This is a genomic window from Enterococcus haemoperoxidus ATCC BAA-382 (assembly GCF_000407165.1).
GTDB classification, from domain to species: domain Bacteria; phylum Bacillota; class Bacilli; order Lactobacillales; family Enterococcaceae; genus Enterococcus_L; species Enterococcus_L haemoperoxidus.
The window spans coordinates 1277696-1293600 of record NZ_KE136479.1; the positions used below are offsets into that span (position 1 = coordinate 1277696).

The following is a 15905-nucleotide window of genomic DNA, read 5'->3' on the forward strand; positions in this document are numbered from 1 at the left end:
AGAACAACATGATCGTAATTATGAAATCAGAAGCAACGAAAGCACAAATCAAATCGGTGATCGAACGAGTGAAAAAAGAGGGACTAGAAGTTCATCTAAGCGAAGGGAAAGAACAAACAATCATTGGCTTGGTTGGTGACACAAGAAAAATGCAAGATGTGGCATTTAATAGTTACGATGGTGTTGAAAATGCAGTTAGAATATCGTTGACATACAAACTGACAAGTCGTGAGTTTCATCCAGAAAATACGATTGTTGATGTTGATGGTGTAAAAATCGGTGATGGTAGTATGACGATGATGGCAGGCCCATGTTCAATCGAAAGTTTAGACCAAATTCGAGAATGTGCGAGAATTGCTAAAGCAGGCGGTGCAACTATTTTGCGAGGCGGCGCTTTTAAACCAAGAACATCACCCTATGCTTTTCAAGGATTAGAAGAAGAAGGTCTAAAATACATTCGCCAAGCAGCAGATGAATTTGATATGAAAGTTATTACAGAAGTTATGGATGAAGCACACATCGATATGATTGCCCAATACAGTGATATTTTACAAATTGGTGCTAGAAATATGCAAAACTTCAAATTGTTACAAGCTGTCGGGAAAACGGGGAAACCAATTGGCTTAAAACGTGGTATTTCTGGTACAATTGATGAGTGGTTAAATGCTGCAGAGTACATCGCTGCCCAAGGAAACTTCAATGTTATTTTTATCGAGCGTGGTATTCGGACTTACGAAACCGCAACTCGTAATACACTTGATTTGAGCGCAGTTCCATTAATTAAAAAATTAAGCCATTTTCCAATTATTGTTGATCCAAGTCACGGTGTAGGAATTTGGGATCTTGTACCATCAATGGCACGTGCAGGTATTGCAGCAGGGGCTGATGGTTTGATTGTTGAGATTCATCCAGATCCAATCAACGCTTGGTCTGACGGTCCACAATCATTAAACGAAAAAACATACATGCGTATGATGGAAGAAGTTCATATCATTGAAAAAGCTATGAAAGAAATTAACGCGTTAGGGTAAAGAATGAAGTAATCTGGGTAGTAACGGAAGGTTATTGTTTTCTCATAAAAAAAAGGAGTTGAAGTAATTGAAACTGACGGTAAATTTACCAAATCACTCTTATGATCTAGTCATTGAAAATGGTTTGTTAAAAAATATTGGCTCTTGGGCAAAAGAACTGTGGTCACCCCAAAAGATCGTAATCATAACAGATACAAACGTTCGTCCTTTGTACGGTGATCAAGTTTACAAAAGTTTGAAAGAAGCAGGATTTGAGCCGTCAACATTTGTAATTGATGCTGGTGAGCAAAGTAAAAGTTTGTCTGTAGCTGCTGAAATTTATGATTTTCTAGCAGATGAAGGAATGACTAGAAGCGATGGAATTATTGCTTTAGGTGGTGGAGTTGTTGGAGATTTGGCTGGTTTTGTCGCTTCAACATATATGCGAGGTCTTCATTTTTTACAAGTTCCAACCACATTATTGGCTCAAGTGGATAGTAGTATTGGCGGGAAAACTGCTGTTAATACAACCAAAGCAAAAAATTTAGTAGGTACATTTGCTCAACCAGATGGTGTTTTGATTGATCCTGATACCTTGAATACGTTGGAAGTAAGACGTATTCGAGAAGGAATCGCTGAAATTATCAAATCTGCCGCTATCGCAGATGAGAGCTTATGGCAAAAGTTAGGTGCACTAACTGATGAGAATGATCTAAGAGCACATGCAACAGAAATTATTGCATCTTGTTGTAAAATAAAGCGAAGTGTTGTGGAAGAAGATGAACTTGACAACGGAGTACGTTTACTTCTCAATTTTGGTCATACAATCGGTCATGCACTGGAAAATACCGCTGGATATGGTAATTTAACTCATGGTGAAGGCGTCGCAATCGGGATGAGTCAAATCACAAAAGTTGCCGAACAGAAAAATTTGACTCCAGTTGGTACAACAGAACAATTAAATAAAATGATTCAAAAATTTCATCTACCTGTGACATCGAATCATTGGAATCAAGAGCAATTGTATACTGCATTGACTCATGATAAGAAGACACGTGGCGGAAAAATCAATATTATTTTATTGGAGTCAATCGGTAAAGCAAAAATCGTTCGGATTCCAATCGAAGAAATGAAGAGTTATTTAAATTAGCTAGCTACAAGGGCTAGCACCACGCTCTGCTTTGATCGCAACAATTTCTATGAGCTACAGCCCTTAGGATTGAAGGTCTTAAGAAAAAAGACAAAAATTGAATGTGACAAAAAGCATTACGTTCAACTTCGACTATTTTTCTGTCAGAGCTGGACAAAGCCGTTACGCTTTTAAATTTAGGAGGAAATCATATGCGTTTTATTACAGCGGGAGAATCACATGGACCAGAATTAACAGCAATAATAGAAGGCTTACCAGCTGGGTTGCCGTTATCGCCAGAAGATATTAATTTAGAGTTAGCTAGAAGACAAGGTGGATATGGCCGTGGCGGCAGAATGTTGATTGAAAAAGATCAAGTAAGAATCACTTCCGGTATTCGTCACGGCAAAACACTAGGATCACCGGTCACACTTGTCGTTGAAAATAAAGATTGGAAAAATTGGACTTCTGTCATGTCAATTGATGAAGTTTCTGAGAAAGAAAAAAAAATCCGACGAGTAAATAAACCACGCCCAGGACATGCAGATCTTGTCGGTGGTATCAAATACCAGCATGATGATCTTAGAAATGTACTAGAACGTTCATCAGCGCGTGAAACAACGATGCGAGTTGCAATAGGAGCAATCGCTAAAAAGTTACTGAAGGAACTGGATATTGAAGTAGCAGGACATGTTGCGATCTTAGGTGGTATCAAAGCTGAAATCCCAGATAACTTAACGGTCAAAGAAATTCAAGAACGCTCAGAAAATTCAGATGTGCGTGTTCTTGATTCATCAGTCGAACAAGAAATTCGCGACTTAATTGATAAGACAAAGAAAAATGGTGATACGATCGGTGGCGTAGTAGAAGTCGTGGTTGGTGGTGTACCAATTGGTTTAGGTAGCTATGTTCAGTGGGATCGCAAATTAGATGCCAGAATTGCCCAAGCGGTTACGAGTATCAATGCATTTAAGGGCGTTGAGTTTGGGATTGGATTTGAAATGGGCTTTAAACCAGGTAGCCAAGTCATGGACGAAATTGTTTGGGATAAAGCAACTGGGTATACAAGAACATCGAACAATCTTGGCGGTTTTGAAGGTGGTATGACAAATGGAATGCCAATTGTTGTTAGAGGTGTTATGAAGCCTATTCCAACGTTATATAAGCCATTACAAAGTGTCAACATTGATACAAAAGAACCTTATAAAGCAAGTGTTGAGCGGTCGGATAGCACGGCTGTTCCGGCTGCAAGTGTCGTTTGTGAAGCTGTGGTCGCAACAGAAGTTGCCCAAGCAATGTTGGAAAAATTTGGCAGTGATTCATTTGAACAAATGAAAGAAGAAGTTGAATCTTATCGCCGTTATACTCAAACGTTTTAACTAAAACAAAAAAATGGAGAGTGAAGCGGAATGGATAAAAAAGTTTTGATTATCGGTCTAGGTTTGATAGGTAGTTCATTAGCATTATGTATAAAAAAAGAACATCCATTTACAACGGTTATTGGAATAGATAATCAAGTAACTTCAGAAGAATTTGCTTTAAAAAGAAACATTATCGATCAAATAGGCAGTTCTTTGGAAACAGAAGCTGTGCAAGCAGACATCATTTTCCTGTGCACACCTGTTAAAAGCATGTTGAAACAATTAAACGTTTTAGGTACTTTATCGTTAAAACAAGATGTGATTATTTCTGACGTAGGTAGTACGAAACGAGAGATTGTTCAAGTAGCTAAAAAGTCTGGATTAAAAACATTTATTGGTGGACATCCAATGGCTGGATCACATAAATCAGGTGTGACCGCAGCTGATGAAAATTTATTTGAGAATGCTTATTATATTTTAGCTTCCTCAGAAGTAGAGAAACAAAGTCAAATCAAAGAATTACAAACCTTGTTACAAGGAACACGAGCAAAATTTGTTGTTCTTACAGCTGAAGAACATGATCAGATTACAGGAATGCTCAGTCATTTACCTCATATTATCGCAGCTGGATTGGTAAATCAAAGTAAGATCTTTAATGATGAGCACCCCCGATCACGACAATTAGCGGCTGGTGGTTTTCGAGATATCACAAGAATTGCTTCATCTGATCCGCAAATGTGGACGGATATTCTACTAAGTAATAAAGAGAGCTTGCTAACGTTAATGAACGCGTGGCAAGCTGAAATGGACCAAGTTTCAACTTGGATTCAAACCGAAAATAAAGAGGCTATTTTTCAATTTTTTTATGAAGCAAAAGAGACGAGAAATCAAATGCCTGTTCACAAAGAAGGTGCAATTCCGGCATTCCATGATTTATTTGTGGATGTTCCTGATGTTCCAGGGGTCATTGCGGAGATCACAGGGTTACTTGGCAAAGCAAAACTATCCTTGATTAATTTGAAAATTCTTGAAACGAGAGAAGATATCTATGGTATCTTACAATTAACGTTTAAACGTCAAGAAGATTTGGAAAAAGCAAAGGATTGCATTAAAAAGCAAACGAATTATTTATGCTATGAAAAATGAGTAAGGACAAAAATTAACTGATTTGTTTCGCTTTTAAATTTAGGAGGGGTAATTTGGATTTAGTAGTTAACAAAGTCAACTTAAATGGAATGATCGATGTTCCTAGTGATAAATCAATTTCACATAGAAGTATTATGTTTGGTGCAATTGCACAAGGCAAAACGACGATTAAAAATTTTCTGCGTGGCGATGACTGTTTAAGTACCTTAAAAGCTTTTAAGGATTTAGGGGTTAAAATTGAAGATGATGGCGAAACTATCACCGTTTATGGAACAGGATTTTCAGGATTGAAACAAGCAAAACAAGCAATTGATGTTGGAAATTCTGGTACCACGATCCGATTGATTATGGGGATTTTAGCCGGAGCACCATTTACATCTCAATTATTTGGTGATCATTCGATTGCAAAACGACCGATGAATCGAGTGATGTTACCAATCAATCAAATGGGTGCAAAATGTTCTGGTCATGATGGGACAGAATTTCCCCCTCTTACTGTAGAAGGAACAGAAAAGTTACAACCAATCAACTATCAGATGCCAGTGGCTAGTGCGCAGGTTAAATCAGCGATTCTTTTTGCGGCCTTACAAGCACAAGGAGAATCAGTTGTTGTAGAAAAAGAAAAAACTCGAGATCATACAGAAGACATGATTCGTCAGTTTGGTGGAGAAATTTCCGTGTCGGGAAAAGAAATACGTATTAGCGGTCCACAAAAATTAGTAGGCCAAGAAGTTATTGTACCAGGTGATATTTCTTCAGCAGCATTCTTTCTTGTGGCAGGTTTAATTATCGCTGACAGTCGAATTGTGTTGAATAATGTTGGTTTAAACCCAACCCGAACTGGTATTATTGACGTTATTGAACAAATGGGTGGAAAATTAACAATTGAAGAAACAGGTAGCATGGCAAATAAGGCAGGAACGCTAACTGTTGAAACGAGTGAGCTGAAAGGAATCGAAATCAGTGGAGAAATCATTCCGAGGTTGATTGATGAGCTACCGATCATTGCTTTATTGGCGACGCAAGCTGAAGGAATTACTATCATTCGTGATGCTGAAGAGTTAAAAGTAAAAGAAACTAATCGAATCGATGCAGTTGCTAATGAGCTAAATAAAATGGGTGCTAATATCGAACCTACCGATGATGGTTTGATTATTCATGGTAAAACGCCACTTCATAGTGCAAAAGTTACCAGTTATGGAGATCACCGCATTGGTATGATGCTGCAAATTGCTGCGCTGTTAGTAAAAGATGGAACAGTAGAATTAGAAAAAGCAGAGGCGATTTCTGTTTCTTATCCAAGATTTTTTGATGATTTAAATAAATTATATCGATAAACGGAGGAACGAATGATGAAGGGGATTATTTTAATTGGTTTTATGGGAGCCGGGAAAACAACAGTCGGGAAACTTCTTTCAGAAAAAACAGGGATGGAACATATCGATTTTGATGATAAAATCGTTGAAGAAATTGGTATGACAATTCAAGAATATTTTGATTTACATGGTGAAGATGCATTTAGAGAAAGAGAAACAAATGTTTTAAAACGTTATTTAGACCATGATCAAGTAGTATCAACTGGTGGCGGAATCGTAATGAGGTCTGAGAATCGAGAACTTTTAAAACAAATGGCACCCGTTATTTATTTACAAACCAAACCAGAAGTATTCATTCCAAGGTTAAAACACGATCATACGACTGTTAGACCTTTAGTTGTATCAAAATCACCAGAAGAAATCAAACAAGTTTTTGAGCCAAGGATTCCGTTTTATGAAGAAAGTGCCAGCTTAGTGGTTGCCACTGATAATCGTACACCTGAGGAAATCGTCCATGAAATTTTAAAAAATATATAAGTAGGTGAGCAAATGAAAGTCGGTTTTTTAGGTCCAGAAGCTTCTTTTACTCATAACGCAACAAAAACTGCTTTTCCAAATGAAGAATTGATTTCTTATCATTCGATTCCAGCTTGTATTAAAGGAGTTGAGTTTGGCGAGGTTGATTTAGGGGTTGTTCCAATTGAAAATACGATAGAAGGGTCTGTTAATACTACAGTAGACTATCTTTTTCATCAAACAACAATTCCAGTAGGGGCGGAAATCGTTCTGCCAATCTATCAACAATTGATGGTAGCAAAAGAAAACAAGGGAGCCTGGCAAGAAACAAGCAAAATTTTGTCTCATCCTCAAGCTTTAGCACAATCTCAGGAATTTATCCGTACCTATTTTCCAATGGCTGAACTTGAAGCAACACCATCTACTGCCTATGCTGCAAGTTTTGTGGCGAGTCATCCAGATCAAAAAATCGCGGCTATTGCACCAAAACTTTCCGCTGAAAAATATGATCTTGAAATTGTTGGCAAAGACATTCAGGATGTAGCAATTAATCAGACTAGGTTTTGGGTCATAGGATCTGAAAAAGTCGAAGTACCAATCGAATCTACCAACCAAAAACTAACGATTGCATTAACGATGCCAAATAACATGCCAGGAGCATTACACAAAGCGTTATCGGCCTTCAGTTGGCGAGAAATTGATTTAAGTAAAATTGAATCACGACCATTAAAAACAACTTTAGGTGAATATTTCTTTTTAATTGATATTAATGTTCAAAAACCGCAACGATTACTAGAGAATGCTTTAGAAGAAATACGTTTAATGGGCGGATCAGTGAAAATATTCGGAAATTATGCAATTCACCCAATCGACGGAGTATAAAGATCTGAAAAGGTCTTTTTATTTTTTGTTAAATTTTGTCTATCTAATAGGAATTTTTAGCAAAATAAGGTATGCTTATAACTGTTGTTAATTGAAGTGAGGTGGAAATATGAGCCGTGTAGATCGCTATAAACACATACATGATAAATCAAAACCAGTAGAAGAAAAGAATGGCTTTAATCCAAGGAAAGAAAAAAATTATACTGAAGAACCTAGAAATAGCTATTATCAAGAACAAGAACCATTGGATCAACCAAATCAACATTTAGGACAAACGTATACAACTGACAAGTCAAAAAATGTTTCAAAAAAAGATAAAAAACCGAAAAAACCAAAAAGAAAGAGACGATTTAGTTGGCCTAAAAGAATTTTTTTATTTTTAGTCTTGTTAATTGTATTAGCAGTTGGGTTCTTTTTCAAAGGAAAATCTTATGCTGAAAATGATAATTCTTTACCTAAAGAGGCAATCGAGACGTTCAATGGAGTAAAAAGTGCGAACGGTGCGAATAATATCTTGATCTTAGGTAGTGATACAAGAGGAGAAGATTCTGGCCGAGCGGATACTATTATGGTGTTGCAGTTGGACGGTCCTTCTAAAAAGCCTAAATTGATTTCCTTTATGCGAGATACATTTGTAGATATTCCGGGTTATGATGCCAATAAGATCAATGCAGCTTACGCGTTAGGTGGAGCTGATTTAGTTCGTCAAACTTTAGCAGAAAATTTTAATATTCAGACTAGGTACTACGCAAAAGTGGACTTTCAATCATTCGAAAAAATTATAGACTCAATGTTTCCAAGTGGTGTTAAAATCGATGCTGAAAAAGATCTGAATCTAGATGGTGTTGATATTTTTAAAGGTAGTCAGAAAATGGATGGCCATAAACTTTTGCAATATGCACGTTTTAGAAAAGATGAAGAAGGCGATTTCGGTCGTGTTCGTCGTCAACAGCAAGTGATGACAGCGGTTATGGGACAATTAAAGAATCCTTTAGCGTTGCTCCGTACACCAGAATCGTTAGGTCGTTTAGTAGGGTATATGTCAACCGATGTTCCTACATCATTTATGCTTAAAAACGGTCCATCCTTGATGCTAAAAGGCGGTGGCGGAATCGAGCGCTTAACTGTTCCAGTTGAAGGTTCTTGGAGTAATTTAGATATTGATTATGCCGGCAGCGTCCTTCAAATCGATTTGGATACGAATAAAGCAGCGGTTCAAAGTTTTCTTGATCAATAAGTATTTTATTTAATTATGAACTGATTTATGCTATATTTATAATACCGTGTAAATTTAGTGAAACGAGGTTACAAAATGAAAATTGCTATTGTGACAGATAGTACAGCTTATTTACCTGAGCGAATTAAGAACTCACCCAATCTATTTGTTATTCCCATCCCTGTTATTTTAGATGGTAAGATATATAACGAAGGAATCGACATTGAAGCCGATGAATATTATAGCTTATTGAATAATAGTAATGAGTTTCCAACGACCTCTCAGCCTGCATTAGGTGAAGTTATTGAACTGTACAAAGAAATTGCTGCCAAAGGATATGATACGATTATCAGTATTCATCTTTCATCGGGTATCTCTGGTTTTGTTAATACATTATTTTCATTAACGGATTCGATCGAAGGTATTACGCTTTATCCTTATGATTCTAAGATTACAAGTGTACCAATGGGACATATGGTAGAAGCGGCTTTGGATTTAGTGAAAGAAAATGCTAGCTTAGAAGAGATATTTACTAAATTAGACATTATTAGAGATAATACTTATGCGTATTTGATTGTTGACGATTTGAACAATCTTGTACGTGGCGGACGCTTAACGAATGGGGCTGCTTTGATTGCTGGACTATTGAAAATCAAGCCGATTTTAACATTCGAAGATGGTAAAATCGTTTTATTTGAAAAAATCCGTTCGACGAAAAAAGCTTTTGCTCGTGCAGAAAAGATTATTGGCAAACGAGACAAAGAGATCAACCGACCAGTGAAATTATATGTGATTCATGCAAATAATTTAGCGGTTGCTGAAGAAGAAAAAGCAAAGCTTCAAAAGCAATACCCAAATGCAATTATTGAAATTGGTCATTTTGGCCCAGTTATCGGAACACATTTAGGCGAGAAAGCAATCGGAATCTGTATCTCGGCTCAATAAATGAAAAGATGAAACAAGGCTGTTTTTCAGTTTTTGTTTCATCTTTATTTTTTACGGGTACCATTCTTTAGGAAGGCATATGTCGCTCAAACTAGTTGTCATCCTTAAAATAGAAAAAAATAAACTGTATGAACCTGTTCGTATAGCTCAACGAAAAAGAAATAGTATGTTACAATAAAAAATAACGATTCAATAGTCATTTTCCTTTAAAAGTAAGGTATACTTAAATAAAAAAGGAGGGCGAGTGGATGAATCTAATTGAAGAACGTTTGCAAAAAGAAAAAATGAAACAAGTTCAACTACTCGCTGCATATTATCAGGTGGTCAATCGTTTACCGCTTGGCGATAAGAGAGATCAGATGATTCGTGATATATTAGCTTGTAAGGATAAAATAAAAAAAATCAATCAGCAATTGACAGAATTAAATAAAAAAGCGTAATACTATTTCGGTTATAAAAGGAGCGTATTTTGGGTATAGAATTTTTTACATTGCTACTTGTAGCTTTTGTCGTAATCTTGTATGTTTATTTGATTTTAGTAAGAAAAAGTATCCTGATCAAAAGCATTAAAAGAAAACTTGTTTATGTTTTGGTGATTGGGTTTAGTTTGCTTATCTTACTCCTTACTTTAACCACTGAACAAACTACCGATCAAAGAATTCGTGGCTTTCTATCGGTTTTGCTTGTTTTAAGTTTTTTACTAGATACAAAAGGACTTTCAGATGATCGGATTATTTTAGGACCTTTTGATAAAAATGGTATCTTGTATCAGGACGTTGAGAAAATGGCGTTATTGGTCAAAAAAAAAGAAATTCGCTTAAATTACTTTAAAAATGACCGGCGTGGTCCGATGATGAAATTTTCTATTCCATTGGAAGAGTTACTAGCATTTTTTTCAGAACGATTGAATGAAGATGCTGAAATCAGTATTTTAGTAGATGAGGATAAATAACCGATAAATATAGGAGGAAATCGTCGTTATTTTCTTCTGTTATTGAAATGTAAGCGTTAGAAAATCTATTCAAAAAGTTTTTTTAAAAGAATAGTTAATTTTAGTAGGTATTTCTTTAACTGTTTGCTATAATGTGCAGAGAAATTCTGAAAGGAAGTATTGTTGTGAGTAAAGAAATAGAGCAACGAATTGCTGAATTACGCGAAAAATATAAAGAGTTACCTCCAGAAAAAAAAGCTGAGTGGGAACGTCATATTAAAAAAAGAAATTTTTTAAACTATAAAAAAATTGAATTAATCAAATCCGAGTTACTTCGATTAGAAGCGCGCCGTGCGCAACTAGAACTCTGCGATAAAGAAAAAGAGCTTGGACTTATAGAGAAAAAAATTACCTGTAAGAAAGAAAAATTATTACGGTATTTAGGAAAACAACTCAATCATTAATTAATAAGGGGGATACAAGATGGGGTTTGTTTATTTAATTATTGTATTTGCTTTTGCCATCACATTTTCAAACGTCTTTAATCGAATTGTTCCGATTATTCCATTACCAATTGTCCAAATAATCGTAGGGGTTTTAATCGGACTGACAGATATCGGTCGTGAAATTGTATTTGAACCAGAAATATTTTTAGTGATGATTATTGCACCTTTATTGTTTCGCGAAGGGGAACGAAATGATATTTCTGCAACGATGAAAAATTTTAGTGTCATTTTATTTTTAGCATTTATTGGCGTATTGATCACACTTGTTAGTGTGGGTTGGGCTTTACATATGGTTATTCCTGCTTTGCCGATTGCAGCTTGTTTTGCTTTAGGTGCAGCACTTGGACCTACAGATGCAGTAGCTGTAGGTTCTTTATCTGGAAAAATTCAGATACCGCCCAAAGCAATGCATATTTTGGAAGGTGAAGGTCTGATTAACGATGCGTCTGGCGTTACGGCTTTTCAATTTGCGCTTGCAGCGTTGTTGACTGGTAGTTTCTCAGCAGCAGATGCGGGAATTACGTTGGTTGTCTCTAGTATTGGTGGTGCCATTGTAGGAGCTGTTTTAGTCATGATCAAACGTCAAGTTGTTATGATCTTAGAAAAAGCTTCAGCAAGAGATGTAACCGGTTATTTATTATTAGAGTTATTGTTGCCATTCTTAGCCTATATGGTCGCTGAACTGTTCGATGTTTCGGGGATTATTGCGGCAGTGGTAGCAGGAGTTATGCAAGCTGCCAGTTTTAAAAAGATTTCATTGTTTGAAGCAGAACTTTCAAGTGTTTCAGAAAGTACTTGGGGTACTATTACGTTTATGTTGAATGCATTAGTTTTCCTTTTCTTGGGAATCGAGTTATCACAGGTCTTTTCACCAATTTGGAATAGCGAGACATACTCTAATAGTTTCTTGATGGTGGTTATTTTGATTTTAAGTGTTACATTGTTTGTTGCGCGTTTTTTCTCTATTTTTTTGATTTACAGTGTGAAAAACGGATTAAAGAATGTATGGCAGTCGATGAATGAAATGCTGATTCTAACTTTTGGCGGGGTCAAGGGAACTGTCAGTTTAGCTACGATTTTTATTTTACCGTTAACTTTAAATGGACAAGCTTTTCCAGAACGATCATTATTGTTATTTATTACGGCTTGTGTAATTTTGGTTACCTTAGTAGGTGGCATTCTTGTTCTACCATTTTTGACAGAATCAGATGAGATCGAAAGTACCAATGTTCAGGGAATTACGTTATTACAAGATGTCATTGAAAGACTTAAAAAAATTAATCAAGACGATCCCCATGTTGAAATGAACGTTGTGATTGAAAATTATCAAGATCGTGTCAAAGAATTATATACAGAGCAATTGCCCTCAGATCAACGACAAGAGGTGCAAGAGTTAAGGGCGTTAATCGTTTCGATAGAAAGAGATGGTTTAGAAGAGAGTTTCCGTCAAAAAGAGATCGGTATTGAAGGATATCGACTTTATGAACGCCTAATTTCTAGAATGGAACGCTCTATTGCTAGACAACTACTTTCGATTATTGGTTTTTGGCTACTTTTTGTTCGTCAAATTATTGCTTTTTTTGTGCATCCTAATATGTTATTCGGCAAAAAGGATGAAGAAAATCGACGGGAGTTTCAAAAGGAAGAATTGGAAAATGTTCGTCAAGTCTTTTTACAAAATACTGAAGTCATTTTGAAAAGTTTGGATAACTTAAAAGGTGTTTATGATGAAGAAATTATTCAATTCTTTATAGATGGACGTCTTCAATTTGCTCATAGGCTAGAAGATGGAACGTTTATTGATTCTTTTATTGTTCGTTCGCAGTCTAATTATGCTAAAGAACTCTTGATCGGATACCAAGAAGAACGAAGAGTAATCGATGAATATGAACTTTCTGAAAAGATTTCTTCTTTTGAAGCAAATGAATATCGCAAAAATGTTAATCTGTTAGAATCGTATTCAATTAATGACGTTTCTAATACTATTCCGCTTAGAAAATTGACAAGAGAATTAAAAAAAGAAGCAGACCAAGAAAACTAGCTTCTTTTTTTTACTTTTTTTTGTTACAATAAGCAGGATGAAAAGGGCGTGAGCATATGAATGAATTAAAAGTAAATGAATTGACTAAAACATATGGAGAGAAAACATTGTTTGATCATATTTCTTTCCATATTCATGATAAAGACCGAATCGGATTGATTGGTACAAATGGTACTGGTAAAACTAGTTTATTGAATATCCTCGCTGGTATTGATAGCGGTGATGGGGATGTCGGAGCAATTCAGCAGCCAAATGATTATCAAATAGGCTATCTTTCTCAAGACAAAGAGTTCGATCCTGATTTAACAGTTGTAGAGGCTGTTTTTCAAGGGGAGACTCCGATTATTCAAGCGGTAAAAAATTACGAGTTAGCATTACTTGCATTAGCTACCGATGGCCTTAGTGAAAAGGCTCAAAAGCAATATGCTCAAGCGGAAGAACGAATGAATAAAGAAGATGCTTGGACGGCGGATACTGATGCCAAAATAATTTTGCAGAAATTAGGTATTGAAACCTTGCATAAGAAAATTGGCGAATTGTCTGGTGGGCAAAAAAAGCGTGTTAGTTTAGCGCAAGTATTGATAGAATCGCCAGATTTATTATTGCTAGATGAACCGACAAACCATTTAGATTATGAAGCAATCAGTTGGTTGGAAAGCTTTTTAAATGGATACCGTGGGGCAATTTTAATGGTAACACATGATCGTTATTTTTTAGATCGTGTAACGAATCGGATTTTTGAATTATCCTTTGGGAAATTATATGAATATAAAGGAAATTATGAAGCCTATATTATTTCAAAAGCAGAACGAGAACGAGTTGGTGTAGAACAAGAAGAAAAAAGAAAGCAGCTTTACAAACAAGAGCTTGAGTGGATGCGTGCTGGAGTAAAAGCACGTGGTACAAAACAACAAGCCCGACAAGATCGATTCCATGATCTTAAAGAAAACCTTCATCAAGTCAATCAAAAAGGGCAATTGGAAATTGATGTAGCCACGAAAAGACTAGGAAAAAAAGTTTTAGAAATCAAAGATGGACAGTATGAAATCGAACATAAAACAATTCTAAAACAATTTGATCTACTTATTCAGGCGAAAGATCGTATTGGAATTACTGGAAAAAATGGTGCAGGAAAATCGACATTGTTAAATATTTTGGCTGGTCGTTTGGATTTAGATAGTGGAATGTACTCAATTGGAGAAACGGTAAACCTAGCTTATTATACGCAGCAAAATGAAGCAATGGATCCAAATCAACGTATGATTTCTTACTTACAAGAAGCGGCAGAACAAGTTCAACGAACAGATGGAACGAACATAGGTGTTGCTGAACTATTGGAAAGATTTTTATTTCCTCGCTTTATGCACGGGACAGTTATTGGTAAACTATCTGGTGGTGAAAAACGTCGACTGTATTTGTTAAAACTATTGATCGGGCAACCTAATGTGCTATTATTGGACGAACCAACAAATGATTTGGATATTGACACTTTAACGATATTAGAAGATTATATTCAAACCTTTAAAGGTGCTGTAATTGCAGTTTCTCATGACCGTTACTTCCTAGATAAAACAATGGAGAAATTACTTGTTTTTCAAGGAGAAGGTGAAATTACAACTTATTTCGGTTCTATGAGTGAATATTTAACTGTAAATAAAGAGCAGTCAAAAAAGGCAATCAAGTCTGAAACAAAACCGACAAAAGAAACCGAAAAGAAAGAAAAAACAAAATTGACCTACATGGAACAAAAAGAGTGGGAAACAATCGAAACAGATATCGCCCAACTGGAAGAACGTACAGCACAACTGAGTGAAGAGATGAATCATCAAGGAGATGATTTTACAAAGCTACAACAACTTCAAACAGAGCTGTCCACAGTGGAACGAGAGCTTGAAGCGAAAATGGAACGCTGGGAATATTTAAGTGAATTTGCAGAAAATTAGGAGGCATAAACTATGGAAGAAGCATATTTAGCATTAGGCCGTAAAATTTTAGAGGAAGGTCACCTTAAAGAAGATCGAACTGGTACAGGTACCAGAAGTATTTTTGGTCATCAAATGCGTTTCGATTTGTCCAAAGGCTTCCCTTTACTAACGACAAAACGAGTACCGTTTGGCTTAATTAAAAGCGAACTTTTATGGTTTTTAAATGGTGATACGAACATTCGCTATCTACTGCAACACAACAATCATATCTGGGATGAATGGGCTTTTGAACGCTACATCAAAAGTGAAGATTATAAAGGTCCTGATATGACTGATTTTGGCCGTCGGGTACTGACGGATGAGGCTTTTAAGGAAAGTTATGAAAAAGAGCATAAAAATTTTTGCGAAAATATTTTATCGGATGATGCTTTTGCGGAGAAGTATGGTGAATTAGGCAATATTTACGGTGCTCAATGGCGGCATTGGGAAACCAAAGACGGCAGCTTTATTGATCAAGTAAAAAATGTTATTGAAATGATCAAAAAAACACCAGACTCCAGACGTTTGATCGTATCAGCGTGGAATCCAGAAGATGTTCCATCAATGGCTTTACCACCATGCCACACCATGTTTCAATTTTATGTAAATGACGGGAAATTAAGTTGTCAGCTTTACCAACGTAGCGGAGATGTTTTTCTTGGTGTTCCGTTTAATATTGCGAGTTATGCCTTGTTGACTCATTTGATTGCTCATGAAACAGGTTTAGAGGTAGGTGATTTCGTCCATACATTAGGCGATGCTCATTTGTATACGAATCATATTGATCAAATGAATGAACAGCTGTCTCGAGAGATTCGATTGTTTCCTACACTAAAACTAAATCAAGAAAAAAAATCAGTTTTTGATTTTGAAATGAAAGATATTGTTATCGAAGGATATGATCCACATCCTGCAATCAAGGCGCCAATTGCCGTTTAATTT

General features: G+C 36.1%; 15 protein-coding genes. All 15 read left to right on the top strand.

What is annotated here, in order from left to right; translation table 11 throughout:
- Positions 1-8: 8 nt before the first annotated feature.
- The 15 genes from aroF (at position 9) to I583_RS06095 (ending at position 15902) form a co-directional block, all read left to right on the top strand.
- The gene (gene aroF, locus I583_RS06025; RefSeq protein ID WP_010761403.1) at positions 9-1031 is read left to right on the top strand and encodes a 3-deoxy-7-phosphoheptulonate synthase; all 1023 of its coding nucleotides are present in this window, start codon (positions 9-11) and stop codon (positions 1029-1031) included.
- 67 nt (positions 1032-1098) lie between these two features.
- Positions 1099-2160 (top strand): 3-dehydroquinate synthase, encoded by a 1062-nt coding sequence (gene aroB, locus I583_RS06030; protein ID WP_010761402.1) that lies wholly within the window; start codon positions 1099-1101, stop codon positions 2158-2160.
- 191 nt (positions 2161-2351) lie between these two features.
- Entirely contained in the window at positions 2352-3518 is a 1167-nt protein-coding gene (gene aroC / locus I583_RS06035) for a chorismate synthase (protein WP_010761401.1), read from the top strand.
- A gap of 30 nt (positions 3519-3548) precedes the next feature.
- Positions 3549-4646 carry a prephenate dehydrogenase gene (locus tag I583_RS06040; RefSeq protein ID WP_010761400.1) on the top strand — a complete coding sequence of 366 codons (1098 nt, stop codon included), beginning with the start codon at positions 3549-3551 and terminating at the stop codon, positions 4644-4646.
- 53 nt (positions 4647-4699) lie between these two features.
- Complete coding sequence (aroA, locus tag I583_RS06045) at positions 4700-5983, top strand: 3-phosphoshikimate 1-carboxyvinyltransferase (protein ID WP_010761399.1); 1284 nt, start codon at positions 4700-4702, stop codon at positions 5981-5983.
- A gap of 15 nt (positions 5984-5998) precedes the next feature.
- Entirely contained in the window at positions 5999-6499 is a 501-nt protein-coding gene (locus I583_RS06050; protein WP_034682726.1) for a shikimate kinase, read from the top strand.
- Positions 6500-6511: 12 nt separating this feature from the next.
- Positions 6512-7360, top strand: coding sequence for a prephenate dehydratase (pheA, locus tag I583_RS06055; protein WP_010761397.1), 849 nt, complete (start codon positions 6512-6514; stop codon positions 7358-7360).
- Positions 7361-7469: 109 nt separating this feature from the next.
- Positions 7470-8597, top strand: coding sequence for an LCP family protein (locus I583_RS06060; RefSeq protein ID WP_010761396.1), 1128 nt, complete (start codon positions 7470-7472; stop codon positions 8595-8597).
- A gap of 75 nt (positions 8598-8672) precedes the next feature.
- On the top strand, positions 8673-9521 hold the full coding sequence (locus I583_RS06065; protein WP_010761395.1) for a DegV family protein: 849 nt from the start codon (positions 8673-8675) through the stop codon (positions 9519-9521).
- 248 nt (positions 9522-9769) lie between these two features.
- Positions 9770-9961, top strand: coding sequence for a hypothetical protein (locus tag I583_RS06070; RefSeq protein ID WP_010761394.1), 192 nt, complete (start codon positions 9770-9772; stop codon positions 9959-9961).
- Between the two features lie 29 nt (positions 9962-9990).
- Positions 9991-10473 carry a hypothetical protein gene (locus tag I583_RS06075; protein WP_010761393.1) on the top strand — a complete coding sequence of 161 codons (483 nt, stop codon included), beginning with the start codon at positions 9991-9993 and terminating at the stop codon, positions 10471-10473.
- A gap of 164 nt (positions 10474-10637) precedes the next feature.
- Complete coding sequence (locus tag I583_RS06080) at positions 10638-10916, top strand: hypothetical protein (RefSeq protein ID WP_010761392.1); 279 nt, start codon at positions 10638-10640, stop codon at positions 10914-10916.
- A 19-nt stretch (positions 10917-10935) separates the two neighbouring features.
- Positions 10936-12999 (top strand): cation:proton antiporter, encoded by a 2064-nt coding sequence (locus I583_RS06085; protein ID WP_010761391.1) that lies wholly within the window; start codon positions 10936-10938, stop codon positions 12997-12999.
- Positions 13000-13055: 56 nt separating this feature from the next.
- The gene (locus I583_RS06090; RefSeq protein WP_010761390.1) at positions 13056-14942 is read left to right on the top strand and encodes an ABC-F family ATP-binding cassette domain-containing protein; all 1887 of its coding nucleotides are present in this window, start codon (positions 13056-13058) and stop codon (positions 14940-14942) included.
- 12 nt (positions 14943-14954) lie between these two features.
- Positions 14955-15902 (top strand): thymidylate synthase, encoded by a 948-nt coding sequence (locus I583_RS06095; protein WP_010761389.1) that lies wholly within the window; start codon positions 14955-14957, stop codon positions 15900-15902.
- Positions 15903-15905: the final 3 nt, after the last annotated feature.

What these genes read in the sequence shown, in the direction of transcription:
- aroF (WP_010761403.1), top strand. Translation starts at nt 9, where the DNA reads ATGATCGTAATTATGAAATCAGAAGCAACGAAAGCACAAATCAAATCG.
- aroC (WP_010761401.1), top strand. Translation starts at nt 2,352, where the DNA reads ATGCGTTTTATTACAGCGGGAGAATCACATGGACCAGAATTAACAGCA.
- I583_RS06040 (WP_010761400.1), top strand. Translation starts at nt 3,549, where the DNA reads ATGGATAAAAAAGTTTTGATTATCGGTCTAGGTTTGATAGGTAGTTCA.
- I583_RS06050 (WP_034682726.1), top strand. Translation starts at nt 5,999, where the DNA reads ATGAAGGGGATTATTTTAATTGGTTTTATGGGAGCCGGGAAAACAACA.
- pheA (WP_010761397.1), top strand. Translation starts at nt 6,512, where the DNA reads ATGAAAGTCGGTTTTTTAGGTCCAGAAGCTTCTTTTACTCATAACGCA.
- I583_RS06060 (WP_010761396.1), top strand. Translation starts at nt 7,470, where the DNA reads ATGAGCCGTGTAGATCGCTATAAACACATACATGATAAATCAAAACCA.
- I583_RS06065 (WP_010761395.1), top strand. Translation starts at nt 8,673, where the DNA reads ATGAAAATTGCTATTGTGACAGATAGTACAGCTTATTTACCTGAGCGA.
- I583_RS06070 (WP_010761394.1), top strand. Translation starts at nt 9,770, where the DNA reads ATGAATCTAATTGAAGAACGTTTGCAAAAAGAAAAAATGAAACAAGTT.
- I583_RS06085 (WP_010761391.1), top strand. Translation starts at nt 10,936, where the DNA reads ATGGGGTTTGTTTATTTAATTATTGTATTTGCTTTTGCCATCACATTT.
- I583_RS06090 (WP_010761390.1), top strand. Translation starts at nt 13,056, where the DNA reads ATGAATGAATTAAAAGTAAATGAATTGACTAAAACATATGGAGAGAAA.
- I583_RS06095 (WP_010761389.1), top strand. Translation starts at nt 14,955, where the DNA reads ATGGAAGAAGCATATTTAGCATTAGGCCGTAAAATTTTAGAGGAAGGT.